The sequence below is a fragment of the Jiangella muralis genome (assembly GCF_001270745.1).
GTDB classification, from domain to species: Bacteria; Actinomycetota; Actinomycetes; order Jiangellales; family Jiangellaceae; genus Jiangella; species Jiangella muralis.
This window is the reverse complement of the sequence record NZ_LFXL01000010.1, coordinates 379,605-405,587: the sequence shown is the minus strand read 5'-3', so window position 1 is coordinate 405,587 and position 25,983 is coordinate 379,605. Positions and strand designations below refer to the sequence as shown.

17 protein-coding genes are annotated in these 25,983 nt (G+C 72.4%); 12 read left to right on the top strand and 5 right to left on the bottom strand.

Annotation, left to right across the window (positions count from 1 at the left end):
- Positions 1–7: 7 nt before the first annotated feature.
- The 6 genes from ACW62_RS19840 to ACW62_RS19815 all read left to right on the top strand — a co-directional run bounded on the left by ACW62_RS19840 (position 8) and on the right by ACW62_RS19815 (position 12,874).
- Positions 8–2,374, top strand: a complete 2,367-nt coding sequence (locus tag ACW62_RS19840) for a beta-glucosidase family protein (RefSeq protein ID WP_053205823.1) — start codon at positions 8–10, stop codon at positions 2,372–2,374.
- 80 nt (positions 2,375–2,454) lie between these two features.
- Positions 2,455–3,927, top strand: coding sequence for a cellulase family glycosylhydrolase (locus ACW62_RS19835; RefSeq protein WP_053205822.1), 1,473 nt, complete (start codon positions 2,455–2,457; stop codon positions 3,925–3,927).
- 65 nt (positions 3,928–3,992) lie between these two features.
- On the top strand, positions 3,993–6,119 hold the full coding sequence (locus ACW62_RS19830; protein ID WP_053205821.1) for a DUF6351 family protein: 2,127 nt from the start codon (positions 3,993–3,995) through the stop codon (positions 6,117–6,119).
- 331 nt (positions 6,120–6,450) lie between these two features.
- Positions 6,451–7,824, top strand: a complete 1,374-nt coding sequence (locus ACW62_RS19825) for a hypothetical protein (protein WP_205629477.1) — start codon at positions 6,451–6,453, stop codon at positions 7,822–7,824.
- A gap of 11 nt (positions 7,825–7,835) precedes the next feature.
- Positions 7,836–10,118: an FAD-dependent oxidoreductase gene (locus ACW62_RS19820; protein WP_053205820.1), complete on the top strand. Its 2,283-nt coding sequence runs from the start codon at positions 7,836–7,838 to the stop codon at positions 10,116–10,118.
- A complete protein-coding gene (locus ACW62_RS19815; protein ID WP_053205819.1) occupies positions 10,115–12,874 on the top strand; it encodes a glycoside hydrolase family 2 TIM barrel-domain containing protein in 2,760 nt (919 codons plus the stop codon). The genes ACW62_RS19820 and ACW62_RS19815 overlap by 4 nt, the downstream gene beginning before the upstream one ends.
- Here the strand turns inward: ACW62_RS19815 and ACW62_RS19810 are convergent.
- Complete coding sequence (locus tag ACW62_RS19810) at positions 12,861–13,511, bottom strand: hypothetical protein (protein ID WP_053205818.1); 651 nt, start codon at positions 13,509–13,511, stop codon at positions 12,861–12,863. The two genes, ACW62_RS19815 and ACW62_RS19810, sit on opposite strands and share 14 nt — an antisense overlap.
- Positions 13,477–14,157, bottom strand: coding sequence for a hypothetical protein (locus ACW62_RS19805; RefSeq protein WP_053205817.1), 681 nt, complete (start codon positions 14,155–14,157; stop codon positions 13,477–13,479). The genes ACW62_RS19810 and ACW62_RS19805 overlap by 35 nt, the downstream gene beginning before the upstream one ends.
- Positions 14,158–14,516: 359 nt before the next feature.
- Between ACW62_RS19805 and ACW62_RS19800 the strand changes: the two genes are divergently transcribed.
- From ACW62_RS19800 to hemW, 3 genes are read left to right on the top strand one after another with little or no spacing between them, the layout of a single operon-like run.
- Entirely contained in the window at positions 14,517–15,665 is a 1,149-nt protein-coding gene (locus ACW62_RS19800; RefSeq protein ID WP_053205925.1) for a glycosyltransferase, read from the top strand.
- Between the two features lie 60 nt (positions 15,666–15,725).
- Complete coding sequence (locus ACW62_RS19795) at positions 15,726–17,573, top strand: AMP-dependent synthetase/ligase (RefSeq protein ID WP_053205816.1); 1,848 nt, start codon at positions 15,726–15,728, stop codon at positions 17,571–17,573.
- A gap of 39 nt (positions 17,574–17,612) precedes the next feature.
- The gene (hemW, locus tag ACW62_RS19790; protein ID WP_053205815.1) at positions 17,613–18,839 is read left to right on the top strand and encodes a radical SAM family heme chaperone HemW; all 1,227 of its coding nucleotides are present in this window, start codon (positions 17,613–17,615) and stop codon (positions 18,837–18,839) included.
- A 114-nt stretch (positions 18,840–18,953) separates the two neighbouring features.
- Here the strand turns inward: hemW and ACW62_RS19785 are convergent, their stop codons facing one another.
- The 3 genes from ACW62_RS19785 to ACW62_RS19775 form a co-directional block, all read right to left on the bottom strand.
- Positions 18,954–19,799 carry a DUF3097 domain-containing protein gene (locus ACW62_RS19785; protein WP_053205814.1) on the bottom strand — a complete coding sequence of 282 codons (846 nt, stop codon included), beginning with the start codon at positions 19,797–19,799 and terminating at the stop codon, positions 18,954–18,956.
- 119 nt (positions 19,800–19,918) lie between these two features.
- Positions 19,919–21,418 (bottom strand): MFS transporter, encoded by a 1,500-nt coding sequence (locus tag ACW62_RS19780; RefSeq protein WP_053205924.1) that lies wholly within the window; start codon positions 21,416–21,418, stop codon positions 19,919–19,921.
- Between the two features lie 73 nt (positions 21,419–21,491).
- Positions 21,492–22,136, bottom strand: coding sequence for a TetR/AcrR family transcriptional regulator (locus tag ACW62_RS19775; RefSeq protein WP_053205813.1), 645 nt, complete (start codon positions 22,134–22,136; stop codon positions 21,492–21,494).
- Between the two features lie 911 nt (positions 22,137–23,047).
- On the opposite strand from ACW62_RS19775, the gene hrcA reads away from it, so the two are divergent.
- The 3 genes from hrcA to ACW62_RS19760 are packed head-to-tail and all read left to right on the top strand — an operon-like array spanning position 23,048 to position 25,980.
- Positions 23,048–24,094: a heat-inducible transcriptional repressor HrcA gene (gene hrcA, locus ACW62_RS19770; RefSeq protein ID WP_053205812.1), complete on the top strand. Its 1,047-nt coding sequence runs from the start codon at positions 23,048–23,050 to the stop codon at positions 24,092–24,094.
- 12 nt (positions 24,095–24,106) lie between these two features.
- On the top strand, positions 24,107–25,246 hold the full coding sequence (gene dnaJ / locus ACW62_RS19765; RefSeq protein ID WP_053205811.1) for a molecular chaperone DnaJ: 1,140 nt from the start codon (positions 24,107–24,109) through the stop codon (positions 25,244–25,246).
- Complete coding sequence (locus tag ACW62_RS19760) at positions 25,243–25,980, top strand: 16S rRNA (uracil(1498)-N(3))-methyltransferase (protein WP_053205810.1); 738 nt, start codon at positions 25,243–25,245, stop codon at positions 25,978–25,980. The genes dnaJ and ACW62_RS19760 overlap by 4 nt, the downstream gene beginning before the upstream one ends.
- The last annotated feature ends 3 nt before the right edge of the window (positions 25,981–25,983 follow it).

The following is a 25,983-nucleotide window of genomic DNA, read 5'->3' as shown; positions in this document are numbered from 1 at the left end:
TCGACCCGTGAACGAGCTGACGCTGGAGCAGAAGGTCCGGCTGCTGACCGGCGCCGACACCTGGGGCCTGCACGACGAGCCGGCGATCGGGCTGCGCCGCATGGTGCTGTCCGACGGGCCGTCCGGGATCCGCGGCGAGAGCTGGGACGACCGCGAGCGCGCGCTGAACCTGCCGTCGGCGACGGCGCTCGGCGCGTCCTGGGACGTCGCGCTGGCTGAGCGGTACGGCGCGGTGCTGGCCGCCGAGGCCCGCCGCCGCGGCGTCGACGTCGTCCTCGGGCCCACGATCAACTTGCACCGCAGCCCTCTCGGCGGCCGGCACTTCGAGGCCTACTCCGAGGACCCGCTGCTGACGTCGCGGCTGGCGGCGGCATATGTGCGCGGCGTGCAGGCCGGCGGCGTGGGCGCCTGCCCGAAGCACTACGTGGCGAACGACTTCGAGACCGAGCGGTTCACCGCCGACGTCGTCGTGTCCGAGCGGGCGCTGCGCGAGGTCTACCTCGCGGCGTTCGAGGACACCGTCGTCGAGGAGCGGCCCTGGATGGTCATGGCCGCCTACAACTCGGTGAACGGCGCGACCATGACCGAGAACGCCCTGCTGGCCGACCCGCTGTGCGACGAGTGGGGGTTCGACGGCGTCGTCGTCTCCGACTGGTGGGCGGCGCGGACGACGGAGCCGGCGGCGCGGGCCCGGCTGGACCTCGTCATGCCCGGCCCGGACGGCCCGTGGGGCGACGCGCTGGTCAAGGCGGTGCTGGCCGGCGAGGTGCCGGAGGCGGCCGTCGACGAGAAGGTCGCGCGGCTGCTCCGGCTGGCGGAGCGGGTCGGTGCGCTGGACGGGTCCGACCCGGCCGCGCCGCCGGCCGCCGTCGACGGGCCGGCCTTCGCCCGCGAGGTGGCCGCGACCGGGACGGTGCTGGTCCGCAACGAGGGCGAGCTGCCGTGGGCCGCGCCGCGCTCCGTCGCCGTCATCGGGCACAACGCGCTGGCCGCACGCACCCAGGGCGGCGGCAGCGCGCACGTCGAGCCGGAGCGGGTCGTGTCGCCGCTGGACGGGCTGCGCGCGGCGCTCCCGGACGCGGACGTGAGCTGGACGCTGGGCGCCGTCGTCCAGCCGGGCATCGAGCCGCTGCCGCTGGGCGCGCTGACCGACCCGGTCACCGGCGAGCCGGGGATCCGGCTGGTCTGCCGGGACGCCGCCGGTGTCGTCGTGCTGGACGAGAACCGGCGCACCGCGAACCTGTCCCGGCTCGGGTCGGCCCGGCTGGGCGGCACGACGACGCTGGAGGTCACTGCCCGGTACGTGCCTGCGAGCGGCGGGACGACGCGGCTGGGCGTCGCCGGAGCGGGGACGGTGCAGCTGAGCGTCGACGGCGCGGTCGTGCTGGCAACCACGCTGGTCCACGACGGCGAGGAGTTCGGCGGTGGCCTCGTGTCCCCACCGTCCGCGACGGCGCCGGTCGGGCTGGCCGCGGGGACGCCGGTCGACCTGCGCGTCACCGTCGAGCTGCCGCCGCGCGAGAACGCCGACAGCGGCGTCACGCTGGTGGTCGGCGCGGACCTCGCGACGGCCGACGCGGACACCGAGATCGCGCGGGCCGTCGAGGCGGCCCGGAACGCCGAGGTCGCCGTCGTCGTGGTCGGCACGAGTGCGGAGGTCGAGCGTGAGGGCGCCGACCGCGCCTCACTGGCGCTGCCCGGCCGGCAGGACGACCTCGTGCGCGCCGTCGCCGCCGCCAACCCGCGCACCGTGGTCGTGGTCAACGCGGGCGCGCCGGTGCTGCTGCCGTGGCGCGAGGACGTCGCGGCCGTGCTGCTGACCTGGTTCGGCGGGCAGGAGTACGGGCATGCGCTGGCCGACGTGCTGCTCGGCGTGCGCGAGCCGGGCGGGCGGCTGCCGACGACCTGGCCGGCCACCGAGGCGGACGTGCCGGTGCTGGCCACGGCGCCGGTCGACGGCGTCGTCCGCTACGACGAGGGCGTGCATATCGGCCACCGCGCCTGGCTGCGGGCCGGCGCCGAGTCGGCGTACCCGTTCGGCCACGGCCTCGGCTACACGACCTGGTCGTTCGACGAGCTCACGGTTCACGGCCGCGACGTCACGGTCGGCGTCCGCAACACCGGGACGCGCGCCGGCCGTCAGGTCGTCCAGGTGTACCTGTCTCGGACCGAGACCGCCGTCGACCGGCCGGTGCGCTGGCTGGCCGGGTTCGCCGTCGTCGACGCCGGGCCGGGGGAGGCGGCGACGGTGACCGTGCCGGTCCGCCCGCGCGCCTTCGAGCACTGGGACGGCGGCTGGCGCACCGAGCCGGGCGCCTTCACCGTCCACGCCGGTGCGAACGTCCTGGATCTCCCGCTCAGCATCGAGATCTGAGCGGGCCTTGGGGCCGGAAGGGAGGTGGGTGAGCAGAACGACGGGGGTCCTGGGGCCGAACGAGTTCCGAAGGAGAAACCATGTTCGGTAGATCACCGAGAACCGTCTTCCTCGCCACGACGGCGTCGCTCGCGCTGGCGGCCGGGCTGCTGACCGGAGCGGCCGCCGCACCGGCGCCACAGCCGGACGACGAGACCGCGGCGGCCGCCGCGCTGCCCGCCCTGCGCACGCAGGGCAACAAGATCGTCGACGCCACCGGCGCGCCGGTGACGCTGCGCGGCCTGTCCATCCTCGCGCCGGAGCAGAACGACGTCTGCACCGACTGCAACTCCAAGCCGATCAACGAGCTGATCGACATGACGATCAGCGGCGGCTGGGAGTCGAAGGTGCTGCGGCTGCTGGTCACCGAGGTCCTGGGCAAGGACCTGGCCGCGTACGACGCCCAGTACATCCGGCCCTACGTCGATTACGCGGTGTCGAAGGGCCTCTACGTCATCATCGACCTGCACTTGGTGCGCAACTACGGCGACACCGCGGGCGCGGTGCCGCAGGCGCAGGTCAAGCAGTTCTGGGACTACATCGCGCCGCGCTACGGCAACAACCCCAACGTGCTGTTCGAGCTGTTCAACGAGCCGATCAACCCGGACAGCTGGGCCACCTGGAAGAGCTACATCCAGCCCGTCGTCGACTCCATCCGCACCGTCTCGAACAACGTCATCCTCATGGGCAGCCCGGCGTGGAGCACCCGGCTCAACGGCGCGCGCACCAACCCGATCACGGGCGGGAACATCGCCTACGTCTACCACCTCTACCCGAACCAGGGCCCGGCCACCGCGGCCAACCTGGACCCGAAGTTCGGCACCGCGGCCGCGGAGATCCCGGTCGTGCTGACGGAGTTCGGCTGGGATCCGGTGCAGCCGCCGCACCCGGTCACCGGCGGGACGACGTCGGGCTGGGGGCTGCCGCTGCGGCAGTACCTCGACGCCCGTCCGCACATCGGCTGGACCGCCTGGATCTTCGACAACTTCTGGGCGCCGGTGATGTTCGACAAGAACTGGAACCTGCTCGGCGGCGAGCACCAGGGCGCGTTCGTCCGTGACTGGCTGGCCGGGAAGCCGGCGACGTCACCGTGCAACACCCACCTCGCCCGCGGCGGCACCGTCACCGCGTCCTCGGTGTACAACGCGAGCTCACCGGCGAGCAAGGCGATCGACGGCTCCTGCGCCGACGACGGCCGCTGGATGTCCGCCGTGGGCGACACCACCCCGACGCTGACGATCAACCTCGGCGGCTACAAGAGCGTCGACCAGATCGACGTCTACAGCGGCTACCGCTGGCCGGCCACGGTGGCCGACACCATCCTCGTCGCCTTCCGGGTCGAGGCGCACACGGCGTCCGGCTGGGTGACGGCGGCCACCGTCACGAACAACACGAAGGCGGTCGTGACGGTGGCCGCGCCGACGGCCCAGATCGACCAGGTCCGCCTCGTCATCACCGACCCGTCCAACAACGCGGTCGACATCGCCCGCGTCTACGAGGTGGCGTTGCACTGACCACCGCCGGCGCGGGGCGGACGGCCCGCCCCGCGCCGGCACCGCCGTCGAGAGGAGCACCGACCATGCTTCACCTCAGTGCCGTGGCGCTCGCCGCCTCGGTGGTCGCGCTGGGATTCGTCCCGGCGGACCGGCCGGGCGGCCTGGAGCTCAGCACGCTGTCCGGCCGGGCCGACACCGTCACCGGCGGCGACAGCCTCGTCCGCGTCGAGGTGCCCCGTCAGGTCCCGCCGCAGCAGGTGACCGTCCGCCTGAACGGCGAGGACGTGACGGACGCGTTCGTCGCCGACCCCGCCGCCAGGACCCTCACCGGGCTGGTCGACGGGCTGCGGCTCGGCGCGAACACGCTGGTGGCCAGTGCCGCCGGCCGCCGCGCCCGGCTCGACGTCGTCAACCACCCGCCGGAAGGTCCGGTGTTCTCCGGCCCGCACCAGCAGCCGTTCGTCTGCGAGACCGCCCAGTTCACCGTGCCGGTGATGGGCGGGACGCTCGGCCCGCCACTGGACGAGAACTGCACGGTCGCGCCTCGGGTCGACTACTTCTACCGCACGACGGCGGGCGCCTACGCGCCATGGCCGGCCGGCGCGACGACCTACCCGGCCGACCTCGCCGAGACCACCACGTCGGCGGGCGCGACCGTCCCGTTCATCGTCCGAATGGAGACGGACAGCGCCAACCGCGCCGTCGTCCAGACCAGCATGCTGCACGACCCGCTCGGCGAGCCGGAGCCGGCGCCGACGCGGCGCACGGAGGGCTGGAACGGCCGGGCGGTCTTCACGCTCGGCGGCGGCTGCTCCGGCGGGTGGTACCGCTCCGGCGCGAGTACCGGCGGCGTCACCGACGCGTTCCTGCTCGGCCGGGGCTACGCGCTGCTGTCGTCGTCGCTCAACGTCTTCGGCAACAACTGCAACGACCTCACCGCGGCCGAGTCGGCGATGATGACGAAGGAGCTGTTCGCCGAGCGCTACGGCCCGGCCGAGCACACCATCGGGTTCGGCTGCTCCGGCGGGTCGTACCAGGCGCACCAGATCACCGACAACTATCCCGGCATCTTCGACGGCATCGTCGTCGGCTGCTCGTTCCCCGAGGTGGGGTTCGGGACGGTCGACTTCATCAGCGACGCGTGGCTGCTGCACGACTACTTCAGCACCGACGCGACCGTCGAGTGGACGCAGGAGCAGCAGCGTCTCGTGGCGGGCTTCGCCACCTACACCACGTTGCCGAGCATGGCCGTCAGCGCCGGGCGGATCGACCCGCGCCGGTTCTGCGGCATCCTGCCGGTCGAGCAGCGCTATGACCCGGTCACCAATCCGGGCGGCGCCCGCTGCGACGTCTACGACCACGCGGTCAACGCCTACGGCGCCGACCCCGAGACCGGGTTCGCCCGGCGGCCGCTGGACAACGTCGGCATCCAGTACGGGCTGGCGACGCTGAACGACGGCACGATCAGCCCGGAGCAGTTCCTCGAGCTGAACGAGCGGATCGGCGGCTTCGACGCCGACGCGAACCTCGTCGCCGGACGGACGGTGGCCGACCTCGACGCCACCCGCGTCGCGTACCGGACCGGCCGCCTCACCAGCGGCGGCGGTGGCCTGGCGGACGTGCCGATCATCGACTACCGGGCCTACTTCGACGACCAGCCGGCCGGCGACATCCACGTCCGCTACCACACGAACTCGATGCGGCAGCGGCTGGAGAACGCGAACGGCACCGCCGCCAACCACGTCAGCCTGCTGGAGGACGCCCGCTACGGCCTGTTCAGCACCGGGAGCCCGCTGCTCCAGCACGCCATCACCGCCATGGACGACTGGCTGACGACGCTCGCGGCGGACGACTCCGGCGCGGAGCGTATCGACAAGATCGTCGCGGCCCGTCCGGCCGAGCTGGTGGAGGGGTGCATGACGCGAGCGGCCGCGCCCGAGTTCGTCGCGGAGACACTCGACCGCGACCCGGCGAGCGAGTGCGAGCGGCTGTACCCGTCCGCGTCGTTCCCGCGCGAGGTGGCCGGCGAGAGCGTCGCCGCCGACGTCGTGAAGTGCCGGCTGAAGGAGCCCGAACGTGACGACTACGCCGTCGAGTGGACCGACGACCAGTGGGAGCGGCTGACGACGATCTTCGCCGGCGGCGTGTGCGACTACTCGAAACCCGGCGTCGGGCAGCAGGGTCTCGCCGGCACCTGGCTGCGGTTCTGAAAGGGGTTTTCCTGTTGCTTCTGTGGGTGGGGTCCGAGCGTGTTCGACGTGTATGGGCGTGACGACCACCGGTCCGGTGCTGGGGAGTCGAGGGTATGACGCCGGCTGCCTGCGCAATGCGCACCTGTATGCACCACCCGCCTCCGCCTTGGCATGGCTGGTCGTCGCTCGGGACCGGGCATATCGGACGCCGGGGCGGCGGCCAGAGTGGCCAAGGCGATGGTCAGCCGAGCCGCGGTGTGGTTGAGGGATCGGTGCAGCCATGGCGACCCGGATCCCGCAACCATCGATGACGCACCCACGGAAGCCACAGAAGCCTGAAGGAGCAGACGTGCACATCTCCGGTGTCGCCCCAGACCTCGCCCAGATCGCCGACCTCGGCCCGCCGCGCAGCGAGATCGGCATCGGCGCGCTGATGCCGTGGGCCGGGAAGCTCTACGTCCAGAACTACCTCTCGCACAAGCGCACCAGCGGCAGCGGGACCAGCCTGCGCCGCATCGACGCCGACTTCGGCATGGAGGTGGTGCCCGAGACGCTCGGCGTGGACGGCACGTACACCAACCGGTTCGTGCACTTCCCGTCGAACCAGCTGGTCATCGGCCCGCACGTGATCGACGCCGACCACAAGATCCGGACCGTGCCGGAGCTGGAGCCGTTGCGGGTGTGCGGCACGTCGCGGCACCTGCGCGACCCCGAGAACCTCGTCTACGTGCTGTGCATGGAGGGCGAGCTGTTCGAGCTGGACGTGCGCACGCTCGCCTGCCGCCAGGTGGCCGACCTCAACGCCGAGCTCGGCTCGGCCGGCGAGTTCCGCGTGCACTACAAGGACTGCTACACCGCGTTCGGCCGGCTCGTGGTCTGCTCGAACGAGTACCACGAGCCGGACTGGCGGGGCGAGCAGGCCGAGGGCCGGCTGGCCGAGTTCGACGGGCGCTCGTGGACGGTCCTGGAGCGCCGCCCGTACACCGCGATCGGCGGCCGGCACGAGTTCGGCGGGACGATCTTCGCCTCCGGCTGGGATCGCGCGTCGGCGCTGCTGTCCGTCTACACCGACGCCGACGGCCGGTGGACCCGGTACCGGCTGCCGAAGGCGTCGCACACGTTCGACCACAAGTGGCAGACCGAGTGGCCGCGCATCCGGGAGGTCGAGCACGAGCGGTTCCTGCTCGACCACCACGGCATGTTCTACGAGCTGTCGCCGTGGGCGTACGGCGGCCGCGTCTGGGGCGTGCGGCCGGTCTCGACGCACCTGTGGGTGCTGGGCGACTTCTGCTCGTGGCGAGGCCTGCTGGTCGCCGGCATGGACAACGCGTCGCCCAGCCGCGGGATGAGCTCGACGACGGCCGAGCCGCAGTCGGGTCTCTGGTTCGGCAAGACCGACGACCTGTGGTCGTTCGGCAAGCCGGCCGGCTGGGGCGGGCCGTGGTGGCTGGACGAGGTGCGCGCCGGCGAGCCGTCGGACCCGTACCTGATGACCGGATTCGAGCACAAGTGCGTGCATGTCGAGAACGCCGGCCACGCCACCGCACGGTTCACCCTCGAGATCGACGTGCATGGGCACGGCCGCTTCGCCGCCACCCAGACGCTCGTCGTCGAGCCCGGCCAGACCGTCACGCATGTCTTCCCGGCCGGGTTCAGCGCCCATTGGGTGCGCCTGGTCAGCGACACCGACACCGTCGCCAGCGCGCAGTTCTTCTACACGTAAGGGACCCACGCATGACCCAGGAACGTCCGCTCCTCGTGACCGAGCCGGCCACCGACGGCCGTCAGTTCCGCACCGAGCGTCTTGACGCCGACCTCGTCATCGTCGGCGGGGGACTGGCCGGCAGCTGCGCCGCCGTCACCGCCGCCCGGGCCGGCATCCGGGTCGTGCTCGTGCAGGACCGCCCGGTGCTGGGCGGCAACGCCTCCAGCGAGGTGCGGCTGTGGGCGCTCGGCGCGACCGCGCACATGTTCAACAACAACCGGTGGTCGCGCGAGGGCGGCGTGCTGGACGAGCTGCTCGTCGAGAACGTGTTCCGCAACCGCGAGGGCAACGCCGTCCTGTTCGACTCCGTCCTGCTGGAGAAGGTGGTGTCGGAGCCGAACATCACCCTGCTGCTGAACACGGCGGCGACCGCGGTGGAGAAGGACGGCGACCGCATCGTGTCGGTGACGGCGTTCTGCAGCCAGAACTCCACCCGCTACGAGCTGACGGCGCCGCTGTTCTGCGACGCGTCCGGCGACGGCGTGCTCGGCTACCTGGCCGGCGCGGCGTACCGGATGGGCGCGGAGTCCAAGGACGAGTTCGGCGAGCTGTTCGCGCCGGAGGAGTCCTACGGCGGGCTGCTCGGCCAGTCGATCTACTTCTACAGCAAGGACGTCGGCCAGCCGGTGGAGTTCACCCCGCCGGAGTGGGCGCTCACCGACATCACGAAGATCCCGCGCTGGCGCAGCTTCGACACCAAGGTGCAGGGCTGCCGGCTGTGGTGGATCGAGTACGGCGGCCGGCTGGACACCGTCCACGACACCGAGGCGATCAAGTGGGAGCTGTGGAAGGTCGTCTACGGCGTCTGGAACCACCTGAAGAACTCCGGGCAGTTCCCGGACGCGGAGACGCTGACGCTGGAGTGGGTGGGGCTGATCCCGGGCAAGCGGGAGAGCCGCCGGTTCGAGGGCCTCACCATGCTGCGCCAGCAGGATCTCGTCGAGCAGCGGCAGCACGACGACGCCGTCGCGTCCGGCGGGTGGTCCATCGACCTGCACCCGGCCGACGGCGTGTTCAGCGAGCACGCGGGCAGCAGCCACCTGCACACCCGCGGTGTCTACCAGGTGCCGTATCGCTGCCTGGTCAGCCGCGACGTCGGCAACCTGTTCCTCGCCGGGCGGATCATCAGCGTCTCGCACGTCGCGTTCGCCTCGACCCGGGTGATGGCCACCTGCGCGCAGCTCGGCCAGGCCGTCGGGATGGCCGCCGCGCTGTGCGCCCGCGACGACCTGCGCCCGGCGGACGTCGTCAAGCCGGACCGGATGCGTGAGCTGCAGCGCGAGTTGCTGCGCGCCGGGCAGCACATCCCCGGTCATCGGCTCGACGATCCGGACGACCTCGTGCGCGCGGCGACGGTGTCGGCGTCGAGCGAGTTCGTCCTGTCCGAGCTGCCCGCCGACGGCCCGGCCGTGCCGCTGGACGCGCCGCGGGCACAACTGCTGCCGGTGCCGGCCGGGCGCTGCCCGCGGATCGGGCTGACGGTCGACGTCGCCGCGCCGACGACCTTGCGGGTGGAGTTGCGCACCGGGAACCGGCCGGACGACTACACGCCCGACCTCGTGCTCGGCGGTCAGGAATTCGCGCTGGACGCAGGGGATGGGCAGCGGGTCGAGCTGGACCTCGACGTGACGATCGACGAGCCGCGGTACGTGTTCGTCGCGCTCATGGCGAACGAGGACGTCGCCGTGCGGACGACGCTCACCCGGGCGACCGGCCTGGTGTCGGTGCGGCACCCGGGGACGCAGGAGGCGGACCCGGCGGTCGGGCGGCCGCGGGTGGAGTTCTGGACGCCGGAGCGGCGGCCCGGCGGGCACAACCTCGCCGTGACGGCGGACCCGCCGCTGCGTGCGTGGGGCGCGGAGAGCCTGGTCAACGGGCACGCGCGGCCGACGTCGCAGCCGAACGCGTGGGTGGCGGGGCTCGACGACGCGGCTCCGGCTGTGTCGCTGCGCTGGCCGTCGGTGCGGTTGATCGCACGGGTAGAGCTGAGCTTCGACACCGACTTCGACCACGCCATGGAGACGGTGCTCTGGCCGCACCCCGAGGCCGCGATGCCGTTCTGCGTCCGGCACTACCGGGTGCGGGCCGGCGCCACCGTCGTGGCCGAACGCACGGACCACCACCAGACCCGCGACACGCTCACGTTCGATCCGCCGCTGGAGACCCACGAGCTGACGGTCGAGGTCGTCGCGAGCCACGGCGACGTCCCCGCGGCGATCTTCCAGGTCCGCTGCTACGGGGACCGCCGATGACGCCGGGCGAGGGGACGCTGCCGCCGCGCGCCACGTTCGGCTCAGACGCGCCGGCGCTGTCGCTGAACGGGGCGTGGCGGTTCCACTGGTCGCCCACGGTCCGCGCCACCGAGGGGTTCGAGGATCCGTCCTTCGACGACTCGGCCTGGGCGTTCCTGCCGGTCCCGTCGCACTGGCAACTACACGGGTACGGCGCGCCCTGGTACACGAACTCGCCGTATCCGTTCCCGATCGACCCGCCGCACGTGCCGGACGAGAACCCGACCGGCGAGTACCGGCTGACGTTCCGGGCGCCGGCCTGGGACGGACGCGTGGTGCTGCGCTTCGACGGTGTCGACTCGTTCTTCACCGTCTGGCTGGACGGGCGCCGGCTCGGCCATGCGTCCGGCAGCCGGCTGCCGTCGGAGTTCGACGTCACCGCCCACGTCACGCCCGGCGCGGACCACGTCCTCGCCGTCCGGGTGCACCAGTGGTCGGCCGGCAGCTACCTGGAGGACCAGGACATGTGGTGGCTGTCCGGGATCTTCCGCGACGTGACGCTGCTGGCTCGCCCGGCGGGTTCCGTCGACGACTTCACCGTCCACGCCGACTGGTCCGGCGGTGCCGGGACGCTGCGGGTCGACGCGGACGGCGACGCGCGGGTGCTGGTCCCGTCGCTGGGCATCGACGCGGCGGCGAACGAGGAGATCGCGGTCGGCCCGGTCGAGCCGTGGAGCGCCGAGTCGCCGCGGCTGTACGACGGCGAGCTGGTCACCGGGACGGAACGGATCCGGCTGCGGATCGGCTTCCGCCGGGTGGAGATCCGCGCCGGCCTGCTCACCGTCAACGGCAACCGCGTCCTGTTCCGCGGCGTCAACCGGCACGAGTTCCACCCGGACCGCGGCCGCGCGCTGACCCGTCAGGACATGCTCGACGACGTGCTGCTGATGAAGCGGCACAACGTCGACGCCGTCCGGACCAGCCACTACCCGCCGCATCCGTACTTCCTGGAGCTGTGCGACGAGTACGGGCTGTACGTCATCGACGAGTGCGATGTCGAGACGCACGGCTTCGCGTACGAGGACTGGCGCGGCAACCCCAGCGACGACGAGCGCTGGCGGCCGGCCTACCTGGACCGCATGGCGCGGATGGTCGAGCGGGACAAGAACCACCCCAGCGTCATCATGTGGTCGCTGGGCAACGAGGCCGGGAGCGGCGCCAACCTCGCCGCCATGTACGCGTGGGCGAAGGAGCGCGACCCGTCGCGGCCGGTGCACTACGAGGGCGACCCGTCCTGTTCCGATGTCTACAGCCGGATGTACGCCTCGCACACCGAGGTCGACGAGATCGGCCGGGGCGATGGCAAGCCGTTCGTGCTGTGCGAGTACGCGCACGCGATGGGCAACGGGCCGGGCGGGCTGCGCGACTACCAGGATCTGTTCGAGCGGCACGAACGCTGCCAGGGCGGCTTCGTCTGGGAGTGGATCGACCACGGCCTGCGCGCCCGCGACGCGTCCGGCCGCGCGTACTACGCCTACGGCGGCGACTTCGGCGAGCGGTTCCACGGCGGCACCTTCGTCGCCGACGGGCTGGTGTTCCCGGACCGCACACCGTCGCCGGGCCTGGTCGAGCTGAAGAAGGTGGTGGAGCCGCTGCGCCTCACCGCGGGCGACCGGCTGACCGTCGCCAACCTGCACGAGGTGCTGGACACCAGCCGGTACACGTTCCGGTGGACCCTGACCGACGACGGCGCCGAGGTGGCGGCCGGGACGCTGCCGGTTCCGGTCGTCCCGGCCGGCGGACGGGCCGAGGTGGACCTGCCGCCGCTGCCGCCGACGGCCGGCGAGGGGTGGCTGACGGTGAGTGCGGTGCTCGCCGCGGACACGCCGTGGGCGGCGGCCGGGCACGAGGTGGCCTGGGGGCAGCTGCGGGTGACGGACGCGCCTGCCGTCCCTGCGACGGTGGCGCCGATGGCCGCGCGGCTCGACCCGGCGACCGGCCGCCTCATCGGGCTGGCTGGCCTCGACGTCACGGGCGCCGCCCTGGACGTGTGGCGGGCGCCGATCGACAACGACGCCGGCGGCCTGGCCACCCTGGCGGCCACCTGGCGCACGCTCGGCCTGGACCGGATGACGCACCGGGTCGACGACGTCCGCGCCGACGGGTCCGCGCTCGTCGTGAACACTCGTGTGGCGCCGGCCGCCCGGGCGTTCGCACTGCGCACCGTGTACCGCTGGACGCCGGCCGGCGATGACGCCGTCCGGCTGGCGGTGTCCGTGACGCCCGAGGGGGCGTGGCCCGCCGACGTCTGGCTGCCGCGGCTCGGCGTCGTGCTCTCGCTGCCTTCTCGGTACGACCGCGTCACGTGGTTCGGCCGCGGCCCGGGGGAGTCGTACCCGGACTCCCGCGAGGCGGCCCGGGTCGGACGGTTCCACAGCGGCGTCGACGACCTGCAGACGCCGTACGTGCACCCGCAGGAGAACGGGCACCGCGGCGACGTCCGTTCGGCGTTCATCCACGCCGCCGACGGGTCCGGGCTGGCCGTCGACGGCGCACCGGTGTTCGGCCTGACCGTCCGGCGCTGGACGACCGCCGACCTCGAGGCGGCCCGGCACCACGCCGAACTGCGCCCGCGCGACCGCGTGTACGTCACCCTGGACCTCGCCCAGCACGGCCTGGGCAGCGCGTCGTGCGGCCCGGCGGCGTTGCCCGAGTACCGGCTCGCCGTCGGGCCGGCCGAGTTCACCGTGACGCTGCGGGCGGTCAGCTCCGGTTGAGGAAGCCGATCACCGTCGCGGTCCACCACGCCAGCTGCGACGTCGCGGCCATCAGCAGGCCGGCCCGCAGCAGTCGCCGCGACGGCGTCGTGCGGGCCGCCAGCCGCCGGCTGACCGCCAGCGCCAGCACGCCGACCACCCCCGCAACTCCCACCATGGCGACCTTGACCAGCGTGATCGTCGACGCGTAGTCGGGCGAGAGCAGCATCCCGGACAGCATCAGCCCACCCAGCCCGAGCCAGATCGGCACCGCCAGCGCGGCCGCCGTCGTCACCACCTCGCGCAGCGTCCCCTTGCCGAGCTGCCAGCGCAGCCCGAACCAGTCGACCGCCAGCACACTGCCCAGCCCGAGCACGACGCAGGCCAGGTGCACGAACTGCGCGGCCGTGTGCACGGCCGGCGGCGGCCGCACCAGCGCGCTGCCGAGCACGACGCCGGCCAGCACGATCAGCGTCGAGAACGCCAGCGCCAGTTCGGCCCGGGTGACGATCGGCTCGCGCTGCGGCCGCGCGACGACGGCCAGGCCGGCCAGGCCGGCCTGGCCGGCCGGGCCCGCCGGTGGCAGCGCGCCGGCGACCGCGGGCAGCGTCAGCGCCGCGCCGTCACTCGCAGGCCGGCGCCGCGGCCAGGAGCGCATGCGCGTCGTCATAGGCGCCGATGTTCACCGGCGCTGCCTCCCAGGAGGCGACCCAGAGGTCCTGGGCCGCGGCCGCGGTCATCTCGCCGTCGGCGTGCGAGGCCATCGCGTTGAGGTGGTTGGCCCAGTCCTGCAACCCGGCGGTCGAGGCGGCGACGGCGGTGGTGATCGCGGCCTCCCGCTCCAGGCAGGCGGCGGCCTGGCCGGCGACGTCGGGCAGCGCGCCCTCCAGCGCGCCGAGGTCGTCGCATCCTGGCAGCGCGTCGTACGCCTCCAGGGCGGCCGTGGCCTGGGCGACGTCCTCGGGGCCGGAGAGCCGGGTGCGCTTCCAGATGGCCTTCATGTCCTCCTGGGCGATGGTGCCGGCCAGCATGTCCGTCCGCGCCTGCACGTGCTCGCCCCAGTGCCCGATGCCGACGCCCGCGCTCGCGACGTAGGCGTCGCCGGCGGCCAGCCGCTCGACGCACGCCCTGACGGTGTCTCGGCCGGTCTGGGCGGCCTCGAACGAGCCGGGCGTCTCGCCGCGCGACGTCTCGCCGGCCGCGTCCGCCCGGGATCCGTCGGCCGCCTCGGCCGAGTCATCGCCGCCGTCGCCGCCGGTGAGCGCATTCACGCCGGCCCAGCCGAGCAGCGGGAGGCCGATCACGAGCAGAACCCCGATGACGAGCCCGGCCGATCCGCGGCGCTCGCGTTTTCGTTGCCTCGGCACAAGTGCCCCCCTTCAATCCACGGGCATTTTTCCATATCAGCGTGATCAAATACATAGCTAGCCTTATCCACGAAGAATACGGACATATCGATCTTGTGAGCTGGGGATTCTCTGGCCGGGACGGGCCGGCGCCAGAGGTTTTCCCGATCGCTTCGTGGCTCGCACGTCCCATTGCCGCAATTCGTGAATGCCGTCATGACGAATCGTGAAGCTGCGGCGAAAGTGGGCGGAGGAATTCACCGGCCGGACACATCGGCGTCGCCTCGGGGCCGATCCGGGCCGACAGAGTGACGGCCGTGCGCATCCTTCAGGCCGCCAATTTCGTCGCGCCGCACTCGGGCGGGATCCGCACGATGATGCGGCATCTCGCCGACGGGTACGCCGCCGCCGGGCACGAGGTCGTGGCGCTGGTGCCGGGGGAGCGCAACGCGACCCGCGCCACGTCGTACGGACGCGTCGTCGAGATCGCCGCGCCGGCCATCCCGGCCACCGGCGGCTACCGGATGATCACTCGGTGGCGCATCGTCGAGGACCTGCTCGCCGCCGTCGCGCCGGACCGCGTCGAGGTGTCCGACCGCATGACGCTGGCCCGCATCGGGCCGTGGGCGGAGCGGCGCAAGGTGCCGTCGGCGGTGTTCTCGCACGAGCGGCTGGACGCGCTGCTGCAGTTCCACCTCGGCCGCGCGCTGCCGACCCGGCAGCTCGCGGACCGCTGGAACCGCCGGCTGGCGTCGTCGTTCGGCACCGTCGTCTGCACCACCCGGTGGGCCGCCGAGGAGTTCGTCCGGCTGGGCGTCGGCAACCTCGCGCACGTGCCGCTGGGCATCGACCTGGACACCTTCCACCCGCGGCGGCGGGACCCGCGGCTGCGCGCCGAACTGGCCCGCGGCGCCGACGTACTGATCGTCACCGCCGTCCGGCTGTCCCCGGAGAAGCGGCCGGACCTGCTCGTCCCGATGGTCGAGGAGCTGGTGAAGCGGGGCGCGAGCGTCCGGATGGTCGTGTGCGGAGACGGTTCGGTCCGCGACCTGGTGGCCGAGCAGGCCGCGGGCCGCCCCGTCACGATGGCCGGGTTCGTCACCGACCGCTCGCAGCTGGCCGCGCTGCTGGCCAGCGCCGACGTCGTCGTCGCGCCCGGGCCGTACGAGACGTTCGGGCTGGCCGCGCTGGAGGCGATGGCCAGTGGCACGCCGGTCGTCGCCAGCGACCGCGGCGCGCTGCCGGAGCTGGTGACCGGCGGGTCCGGGCGGACCGCTCCGTCCGACCCCGCGGCGATGGCCGACGCGGTCCTGGACGTGGTCGCCGAGGGCCCCGCGGCGAGGAGGGCGGCGCGCCGCCGGGCCCAGGATTTCTCCTGGTCGGATACCGTTGAGGGGATGCTTGCGGTGCATGGTTTGGAAACCCGTGGACCGCGGAGACTGTCGCTGGAAGCTACCAGGTCGTAACCTTCCTCCACCTGGCCGTTTCCGGCTGGTCCCGTCAAGGGCGATTGGGAGGAATGACGCATGAGCCTCGGCACCACGGACAAGGCGGATCTCGTCGCGGTGCGGCCGGCCTCGGTCGGCAGGATGTTCCTGGATCGGGTCGAGGCCACGCCGAGCCGCGAGGCCTACCGCTACCCCAGCGGCTCCGGCTGGTCGTCGCTGACCTGGGACGAGACCAAGGACCGTGTCTGGGTGTTCGCCGCGGGGCTGCTCGACCTCGGCATCGAGCACGAGCACCGGGTGGCCATCGCCGCCACCACGCGCATCGAGTGGATCCTGGCCGACCTCGCCATCAACGTCATCGGCGCGGCCACCACCACCGTCTACCCGACCACCACGCCCGAGGACGTCTCGTACATCCTCAGCGACTCCGACACCCGGGTGGTGTTCGCCGAGAACGCCGAGCAGGTCGCCAAGGTGCTCGACCACCGGGCCGAGCTGCCGTCGCTGACCCACGTCGTGGTCTTCGACGACGACGGCGTCGAGCGGCACGATCGCGACGACGACGGGCCCGGCGTCCTGAGCCTGGCCGAGCTGGACGAGCGCGGCCGCGCCCTGCTGGCCGACCGCCCCGACGCCGTCGACGACGCCCTCGCCGCCGTCGGGCCGGAGACTTTGGCCACGCTCATCTACACCTCCGGCACCACCGGGCGGCCCAAGGGCGTCCGGCTGGTCAACGACAACTGGGTGTACGAGGGCGTCGCGGTCGACGCCCACAAGATCCTCTCCGTCGACGACGTCCAGTACCTCTGGCTGCCGCTGTCGCACTCGTTCGGCAAGACGCTCGAGGCCATCCAGCTGCGCATCGGCTTCGCGACCGCCGTCGACGGCGACCTCGACAACATCGTCGAGAACCTCGGCGTGGTGAAGCCGACCTTCATGGCCGGCGCGCCGCGCATCTTCGAGAAGGTCCGCTCCCGGGTCATCACCGGCGTCCAGAACGAGGGCGGCCCGAAGGCGAAGATCTTCGAGTGGGCGTTCGGCGTCGGCGCCAAGGTGTCGAAGCTGCGCCAGCAGGGTCAGGAGCCCACCGGGCTGCTCAAGTTCCAGTACGGCCTCGCCGACAAGCTGGTGTTCAGCAAGATCAAGGCCCGGCTGGGCGGCAACATCCGGTTCTTCGTCAGCGGCGCGGCGGCGCTGTCCCGCGACGTCGCCGAGTGGTTCCACGCCGCCGGCATGCTGATCCTGGAGGGCTACGGCCTCACCGAGACCAGCGCCGCCTGCTTCGTCAACGTGCCCTGGGACTGCCGCTTCGGCACCGTCGGGCCGCCGCTGCCGGCCACCGAGGTGAAGATCGCCGACGACGGCGAGATCCTGGTCCGCGGCCCGGTCGTCATGCGCGGCTACCACAAGCTGCCCGACGTCACCGCCGAGGTGCTCGACGCCGACGGCTGGTTCCACACCGGCGACATCGGCGAGCTGGCCGACGGCTACCTGCGCGTCACCGACCGCAAGAAGGATCTCATCAAGACCTCCGGCGGCAAGTACGTGGCGCCGCAGAAGATCGAGATCATCTTCAAGGCGGTCAGCCCGCATGCCAGCCAGATCGTCGTCCACGGCGACACCCGCAACTACTGCGTCGCGCTCATCACGCTCGACCCCGAGGCCATCGCCGACTGGGCCGATCACAACGAGCTCGGCGGCCGCTCGTACGAGGAGCTGACCGGGGCGCCGGAGGTGCGGGCGCTGATCCAGGGCCAGATCGACGAGCTCAACGCCCGGCTGGAGCGGTGGGAGACGATCAAGAAGTTCGAGATCCTGCCGGCCGACCTCAGCATCGAGGGCGGCGACATCACGCCCAGCCTCAAGGTGAAGCGCAAGGCCGTCGAGAAGCGGTACATGGACGTCATCGACAGCATGTACGACTGACGGTTTCGCGTCCGGGCCGCCCGGCGGGGACAATGGGTCGTGCCCTCCACCCTGCCCGACGGCTCGCCCGCGCCCGCTGACGGCTCGCTGCCGCCGTCCGCGCTGGCCGGCGTCGGCACCCGGCCGTTCGGTGTGTACCTGCACGTGCCGTTCTGCACCACGCGGTGCGGTTATTGCGACTTCAACACCTACACGGCGTCCGAGTTGGGCGCCGCGCCCGGCGCGTCCCGGTCGTCGTGGGCCGACGGCGCCATCGCGGAGCTGCGGCTGGCCCGGCGGGTGCTCGGCTCGGCCGACGTCCCCGTCTCGACGGTGTTCGTGGGCGGCGGCACGCCGACGCTGCTGCCGCCTGCTGACCTGGGGCGGGTGCTGCGGTTCGTCGGCGACGAATTCGGCCTGGCGCCCGGCGCCGAGGTGACGACGGAGGCCAACCCCGAGTCCGTCGACGCGCGGTCGCTGGCCGGGCTGCGGGCGGCCGGCTTCACCCGGGTGTCCGTCGGCATGCAGAGCGCGCGGCCGCATGTGCTCGCCGTCCTCGACCGCGTGCACACCCCCGGCCGCCCGGCGCAGGTCGTGGCCGAGGCCCGGGCCGCCGGATTCGAGCACGTCAGCGTCGACCTCATCTACGGCACCCCGGGCGAGTCGCTGGAGGACTGGCGGGCCAGCGTCACGGCCGCCGTCGACGCCGGGCCCGACCACGTCAGCGCCTACGCGCTCATCGTCGAGCCGGGCACCCGGCTGGCGGCGCGGATGTCGCGGGGCGAGCTGCCGCTGCCCGATGACGACGACCAGGCCGACAAGTACCTGCTGGCCGACTCGCTGCTGTCGGCGGCCGGGTTCGAGTGGTACGAGCTGTCCAACTGGGCGACGTCGGCGGCCGGGCGGTGCGCCCACAACGAGCTGTACTGGACCGGCGCCGACTGGTGGGGCGCCGGCCCCGGCGCGCACAGCCACATCGGCGGCACCCGCTGGTGGAACGTCAAGCATCCGGCCGCGTGGGCGGCCCGGCTGGCGTCGGGTGAGAGCCCGGCGCACGCCCGCGAGATCCTCGACGCCGAGACGCGGCGGGTCGAGCGGGTGCTGCTGGAGGTCCGGCTGGCCGCCGGCCTCGACCTCGCCGTCCTCGACGACGCCGGCCGCAAGGCGGCGGCCGCCGCGGTGGCCGACGGCCTCGGCGAACCGGACGCCCTCGTCGCCGGCCGGCTCGTCCTCACCCGCCGCGGCCGCCTCCTCGCCGACGCCGTCGTCCGCGACCTGCTCCCCTGACCTCTCCCTGCTGGTCTGCCGTCACGTCCTGGTTCTGAGTCGCGCTTCCGGGGCCGAAACGGCCGAAAAGCGCGACTGGGGACCAGGACGTGACACAGGACGAGCTGATGACGATCAGGGACGGTCTGTAGACGGGTCCGTCACGAAGTCGATCAGCTCCTCGACCCGGCCGAGGATGGCCGGCTCGAGGTCGGTGTAGGTCGTGACCTTGCCGAGGATGTGCGCCCACGCCTCCCACGTCTCGCCGCGCCAGCCCAGCCGCCGCAGCACGCCCTCCTTCCAGGGCTCGCCCTTCGGCACGTCCGGCCAGGCCTTCAGGCCCAGCACGGCCGGGCGGACCGCCTGCCACACGTCGACGTACGGGTGCCCGACGATGAGGACGGCGTCCGCGTGCGGGCCGCCACGGACCGTGTCGGCGAGGCGGGTCTCCTTGCTGCCGGCGACCAAGTGGTCGAGCATGACGCCGAGCCGCCGGCCGGGGCCGGGCTGGAACTCGGCGACGACCGCGGCGAGGTCGTCGGCGCCGCCCAGCTCCTCGACGACGACGCCCTCGACCCGCAGGTCATGGCCCCACACCTTCTCGACCAGCTCGGCGTCGTGCTTGCCCTCGACGTAGATGCGGCTGGCCCGCGCCGTGCGCGCCTTGTGGTCCAGCACGGCGACCGAGCCGGACGCGGACACCATGCGGCCGCTCTTGGGCGGCGCCGTGGGGCGGACCAGCTCGACCGGCTTGCCGTCGATCCAGAACCCGGGCCCGAGCGGGAACGCGCGCCGCTTGCCGTGCCGGTCCTCCAGGAGCACGCCGTGCTTGTCCACCTCGACGACGGCGCCGACGTACCCCGTCTGCACATCCTCGACGACCAGCCCCGGCACGGCGGCCTCCTGGGTGCTGACCGGGCGCTTCGGGTGCGGGGAGTTCGTGAGGACGTCGCGGCCGTAGCGATCGTTGTAGGAGCCCACGTCCGGTGACGCTAGCCGCTCAGCGGGCTTGGGTGCGGCAGCGACACGAATCGGACATGGCAGGGGCCCCGTCGCCGGACGACGGGGCCCCAGTCTCGTGCGGGCGTGGCTGACCTCGGTCAGTGGATCATGACCGGGGCGGCCTCGCCCTCGCCGTCGAGCTCGTCGAAGGCGGCCTGCTCGGAGTCGGGCGTCGCGTTCACGAAGAAGAACGCGATGGCCGCCGACACGACCAGGATGCCCACAGCCCACCAGATGGCGGTGGTGTAGCCCTCGACCATGCCCTGCAACTGCACGAGCTCAGGCGGGGTGGGCCCGCCGGCGTGCGTGGTGATGTAGGACGTGGTGGCGGTGGCCGCGATGGTGTTCAGCAGCGCCGTGCCGACGGCGCCGCCGACCTGCTGCGACGTGTTGATCATCGCCGAGGCGATGCCGGAGTCGCGTGGCTCGACGCCGAAGGTGGCCAGGCTCATGGCCGGCATGAACGTGGTACCCAGGCCGAGGCCGAGCAGGATCTGCGCCGGCAGCAGCAGGGCGACGTACGAGCTGTCGACGGTCATCTGCGTGAGCAGCAGCATGCCGACCGCGGCGACCAGCAGGCCCGGCGTCATCAGGTAGCGCGCCGGGACGCGAGTCATCAGCCGGGCGCCCAGCTGGGTCGAGCCGATGACCATGCCGACCACCATGGGCAGGAAGGCCACGCCGGAGCGGATCGGGCTGTAGCCCTTGACCACCTGCAGGTAGTAGGTGAGGAACAGGAACAGGCCGAACATCGCGATGACCGCCAGGCCGAGCGCGAGGTAGACCCCGCCGCGGTTGCGCTCGAGCACGACGCGCAGCGGCAGCAGCGGCTCCTTCACCTTCCGCTCCACCAGCACGAACGCGGCCAGCAGGACCACCGTCAGGACGAACATCGAGATGGTGCCGGTCTCGCTCCAGCCCTCGGTCTCGGCGCGGGTGAAGCCGTAGACCAGAGCCACCAGGCCCAGCGTGCCCAGCACGGTGCCGGGGAGGTCGAGCGGCGCGCGGTTGCGGGTGCCGTCGGGCTCGTGCACCGAGGTGACGGCGCCGATGAACGCGAACGCGGCGATCGGGATGTTGACGAAGAACACCCAGCGCCAGTCGAGATACTCGGTGAGGACGCCGCCGAGGATCAGGCCTAGCGCCGCACCGCCACCGGCGATGGCGCCGAAGATGCCGAACGCCTTGGCCCGCTCCTTGCCGTCGGTGAACATGACGGCCAGCAGCGACAGCGCGGCCGGGGCGAGCAGCGCGCCGAAGACACCCTGCAGCGCGCGGGAGGCGAACATCAGCGCCTCGTTGACGGCGGCACCGCCGAGGGCCGACGCGGCCGCGAAGCCGACGAGGCCGGTCAGGAAGGTGTTCTTGCGGCCCCACATGTCGGCGATGCGGCCGCCGAGCAGCAGGAGGCTGCCGAACGCCAGCGCGTAGGCCGTGATGACCCACTGCCGGTTGGCGTCGGAGATGCCGAGGTCGGCCTGCGCCGAGGGGAGCGCGATGTTCACGATGGTGGCGTCGAGCACCACCATCAGCTGAGCGAGGGCGATGAACGCCAGCGCCCGCCACCGCCTGGGGTCAGGCAGCTGTGTTTCAGGCATGACGAAGTCCAATCAGGGTGACGTGAGAAAGCGTTCTGAGCAGGGCCGGGCCGCCGTCGGCCCGCCTGGTGGCTTACGTGGTCTCGAAGTCCTCGAAGGTGGCCGCGGTGCCGCAGAGTTCCGAGCGGGCGGGCGCGCGCATGCCGTCGAGGAGGAGTTGGAGGTGGCGGTGCATGAAGCGTTCGACGTGAGCACACGCGGTGCCGGCGATGGGCCGGGTCAGCTGGGTGATCGCGACCATGAGATCACCGATGCCGACGTCGGATCGCAGCTGGCCGGCCTCGCGAGCGTTGTCCATCAGCTCGGTGACGACCGCTTCCATCCGGACCCTGGCGTCGATCACGTGTGGATCGTTCTTGTCGAAGCCTTCGTACAGCAGCGAGCACAGCGCGCCGACCCGCTCGTCGGCCGCGCGGTGGACGAACCGCCGCAGCGCCTCGAACGCGTCGGTCTCCTCGGCGAGCGCCGACTCGGCCTGCTCGGTGATGCGAGCCAGCGAGTACGACGCGACGACGTGGATGAGCTCGTGCCGGTCGGCGAAGTGCCGGTACAGCGTGGCGTTGCCCACGCCCGCGCGGTGTGCGATGGCGTCGAGCGGCACGGTGGGACCGTGCTCGACGAACGCCTCGCGTGCCGCGGCGATGATGCGCTCACGGTTACGGGTGGCGTCGACGCGTGCCGGCTGTGCCCTGCGCTCGGCTGTCGCCATGCCGCCCATGATTCCCCCTTCGAGTCGAACGACGAAACGGAGATCTTCTCCCCGTTTCCTGAACCGGGGAATGGCTCCCCGGTTGAGCTTGACGTGATCTCAAACGGGGAAGGCATCCCCGGATATTTCCCGCATCGGACGTGACCTACGTCACATCGCCTGTCGGCCTCTTCGCCGGGGTGGCTCCGACGCGGACGACAAGCGGATATCCGGCACGTTCGCACCGTACGTGCCAGCACTGACAAAGTCGGCCGGCCCGGGCGCCGGGGGAGGGTTGCCTCGGCGGCCGTGCGTTTGCGGACGTGGGTTTGGCCGACCGTGCGTTGGGGCGCCACGTTCGCCGGGGTTCCGCAGTTCGCCGCTTTGCGGCAGTGGGCCGTCCCCCTGCTGCCCATTTTCTTAGCCGCGGCACCGCGCCTCAAGCGGACTGATGGCGCTTCGCGCGGCGATGACCGCTTGACCCGCGGCACCGCGGCCAAGTGCGGGCAGTTATCAGGGGGACGGGGGAAGTGCGGGCAGAGCCCGCCCTCTGCACCGTTCGCCGTTCGGCTGGCTGGCTGCGGTTGGCCGTTCCTGCCGGTGCACCGTTGGACGATTCTGGCTATCGAAGACGGCCCAGGCCGTCGACGTCACTCGTCTCGTGGGCACGTCACCCGCCGTAGCACCGGATGAACGTCGGCGGCGGCGGCCATGCGGTGCTGACGCGGGCGAGGTGATCCCGGCGCGGGTGAAGTGAGGCGTGCCCAGACTGCCCCCGTCCCCCTGATAGGTGCGGCCAAGAGAATGGGCGCCAGGGGGACGACCAACGTGCGGCCAAACGGCGCACGGCAGCAAAGCGGCGAACGGCGGCCTGACCTGCGAGGAAAGACGGGAGCGACCGGGAGCACGTAGAATTGGCACTTGCCAGGGTCGAGTGCCAAATGCGCTGCGGGAGGTGTGCCCGGTTGTCTGTCGATGACCGCAAGCTCGACGTCCTCAGGGCGATCGTCGAGGACTATGTCGCCACGCAGGAGCCGGTCGGGTCGAAGGCGTTGGTCGATCGCCACCATCTGGGGGTGTCGCCGGCGACCATCCGCAACGACATGGCGGCGCTCGAGGAAGAGGGCTACATCGCCCAGCCGCACACGAGCGCCGGCCGGGTGCCCACCGACAAGGGGTACCGGCTGTTCGTCGACCGCCTGTCGACGGTGAAGCCGCTGTCGTCGCCGGAGAAGCGGGCCATCCAGACGTTCCTCGACGGCGCGGTCGACCTCGACGACGTCGTGTCGCGGACGGTGCGGCTGCTGGCGCAGCTGACCCGGCAGGCGGCGGTCGTGCAGTACCCGTCGCTGAGCCGGTCCCTGGTGCGCCACGTCGAGCTGGTCATGCTGGCGCCGGCGCGGGTGCTGGTGGTGCTCATCACCGACACCGGCCGGGTCGAGCAGCGCATCGTCGACCTCCCGTCCGACGCCGACGACGCGTTGGTGGGGGAACTGCGGGCGCGCATCAACGCGCTCGCCGTGGGGCAGGATTTCGCGACGGTCGAGGCGCAGGTGACGGAACTCACGGACCGGTTCGGCCCCGAGGATCGCGCGACGATCGCAGCGGTCACGGGCACGCTGCTCACCACGCTGATCGAGCGGCACGAGGAGCGGGTGGCGGTGGCCGGCACAGGCAACCTCGCCCGCTATGGCCAGGAGTTCGACCGCGAGCTCGAGCCGCTGCTGTCGGCGCTCGAGGAGCACGTCGTGCTGCTGCGGCTGCTCGGCGAGGCCACCAGCCCCACCCCGGTCCGGGTCCGCATCGGCAGCGAGAACGCGCAGACCGGGCTCTCGGCCACGTCCGTCGTCACCTCCGGCTACGGGCCGGGCGAACTGGCCCTGGCTAGCATGGGGGTGGTCGGCCCGACCCGCATGGACTACCCAGGAACCATCGCGGCCGTCGGCGCCGTCGCTCGATACGTCAGCAAGATTCTCGCGGCTCATTAGGGAAGACACAGGGTGCCCACCACCGACTACTACGAAGTTCTCGGCGTGCCGAAGAACGCCTCCAGCGAGGAGATCAAGAAGGCCTACCGCCGCCTCGCCCGGCAACTGCACCCGGACGTCAACCCCGACCCCGCCACGCAGGAGCGCTTCAAAGAGGTCGTCACGGCCTACGAGGTCCTGAACGACCCGCGCAAGCGGGAGATGTACGACCTCGGCGGCGACCCGCTCAGCAGCGGCGGCGGCGCGGGCGGCAACTTCGGCGGCGCGTTCTCCTTCACCGACATCATGGACGCCTTCTTCGGCGGGACGAACGCGCGCGGCCCGCGCAGCCGGGTCCGCCGCGGCCAGGACGCGCTGGTGCAGCTGAAGATCGAGCTGGCCGACGCCGTGTTCGGCGCCACCAAGGAGCTGCAGGTCGACACCGCCGTGGTGTGCGAGGTGTGCCACGGCGAGGGCACCGCGAAGGGCGCCACCCGGGTCACCTGCCCGACGTGTCAGGGGCAGGGCGAGGTCAGCCAGGTGCAGCGCTCGTTCCTGGGCCAGGTCATGACGACCCGCCCGTGCCCGGCCTGCCAGGGCTTCGGCACGGTCAACCCGAACCCGTGCGTCGAGTGCTCCGGCGACGGCCGGGTCCGCACCCGCCGCACGCTGACCATCAAGATCCCGGCGGGCGTCGACAACGGCACCCGCATCCAGCTGACCGGCCAGGGCGAGGTCGGCCCCGGCGGCGGCCCGGCAGGCGACCTCTACGTCGAGCTGGCGGTCACGCCGCACCCGGTGTTCAGCCGCAACGGCGACAACCTGCACTGCACGCTGCAGCTGCCGATGACGGCGGCCGCACTCGGCACCAGCGTCGACCTCGAGACCTTCGACGGCCCGACGACGATCGAGGTGCGGGCCGGCGCCCAGCACGGCGAGGTGATCAAGCTCGGCGCCCGCGGCGTCCCGAAGCTGCGCGGCACCGGCCGCGGTGACCTGCTGATCCACCTCGAGGTGCAGACGCCGACGAAGCTCGACGCGCGGCAGGAAGAGTTGCTGCGCGAGCTGGCCGGGCTGCGGAACGAGGAACGGGTCGAGGGCCCGGGCGCCGCCGGCGCTCACGGCAACTTCTTCACCCGCATCCGCGACGCCTTCAAGGACGGGCTGAACTGACCGCACCGGTGTTCCTGGCCGACGCCGCGGCGCTGCGCGGGTCGGACGTCGTCATCCTCGACGGCGACGAGGGCCGGCACGCCGCCGTGGTGCGCCGCATCGCGCCCGGCGAGGTCGTCGAGCTGACCGACGGCGCCGGGCAGCTGGCCCGCTGCGTCGTCGTCGGGGCGACCAAACAGGGCCTGACCTGCGAGGTCCAGCAGCGCGTCGACGTGCCGGAGCCGAGGCCGCGGGTGGTCGTCGCGCAGGCGATCCCCAAGGGCGACCGCGGCGAGACCGCCGTCGAGACGATGACCGAGGTCGGCGTCGACGAGATCGTGCCGTGGGCGGCGCAGCGCTGCATGGTCCGCTGGACGGGGGAGCGCGGCGACAAGGCGCTGCGGCGCTGGCGGTCGACGGCGCGCGAGGCGGCCAAGCAGTCCCGCCGCGCCTGGCTGCCGTCCGTCGCCGACCCGGTCCCGACGGCCGTGCTGGCGGCCCGGGCCGCGGCAGCGGCGCGAACCGTCGTCCTGCACGAGGAGGCCACCGCGCCGCTCGCCGCCGTCGACCTCCCGGACGACGGCGACATCCTGCTGGTCGTGGGCCCGGAGGGCGGGGTGGCGCCGGACGAGCTGGACCAGCTGGCCGCCGCCGGCGCCGTCGTCGCCCGGCTCGGCCCGACCGTCCTGCGCACGTCCACCGCAGGCACCGTCGCCGCCGGGATCGTCCTCGCGAAGACCGCCCGCTGGGCCTGACGC

Excerpts from the sequence above, each read along its gene's own strand:
- ACW62_RS19820 (WP_053205820.1), top strand. The coding sequence starts at position 7,836 with ATGACCCAGGAACGTCCGCTCCTCGTGACCGAGCCGGCCACCGACGGC.
- hrcA (WP_053205812.1), top strand. The coding sequence starts at position 23,048 with ATGCGCTGCGGGAGGTGTGCCCGGTTGTCTGTCGATGACCGCAAGCTC.
- ACW62_RS19830 (WP_053205821.1), top strand. The coding sequence starts at position 3,993 with ATGCTTCACCTCAGTGCCGTGGCGCTCGCCGCCTCGGTGGTCGCGCTG.
- ACW62_RS19780 (WP_053205924.1), bottom strand. The coding sequence starts at position 21,418 with ATGCCTGAAACACAGCTGCCTGACCCCAGGCGGTGGCGGGCGCTGGCG.
- ACW62_RS19795 (WP_053205816.1), top strand. The coding sequence starts at position 15,726 with ATGAGCCTCGGCACCACGGACAAGGCGGATCTCGTCGCGGTGCGGCCG.
- ACW62_RS19775 (WP_053205813.1), bottom strand. The coding sequence starts at position 22,136 with ATGGGCGGCATGGCGACAGCCGAGCGCAGGGCACAGCCGGCACGCGTC.
- ACW62_RS19810 (WP_053205818.1), bottom strand. The coding sequence starts at position 13,511 with ATGCGCTCCTGGCCGCGGCGCCGGCCTGCGAGTGACGGCGCGGCGCTG.
- ACW62_RS19835 (WP_053205822.1), top strand. The coding sequence starts at position 2,455 with ATGTTCGGTAGATCACCGAGAACCGTCTTCCTCGCCACGACGGCGTCG.
- ACW62_RS19815 (WP_053205819.1), top strand. The coding sequence starts at position 10,115 with ATGACGCCGGGCGAGGGGACGCTGCCGCCGCGCGCCACGTTCGGCTCA.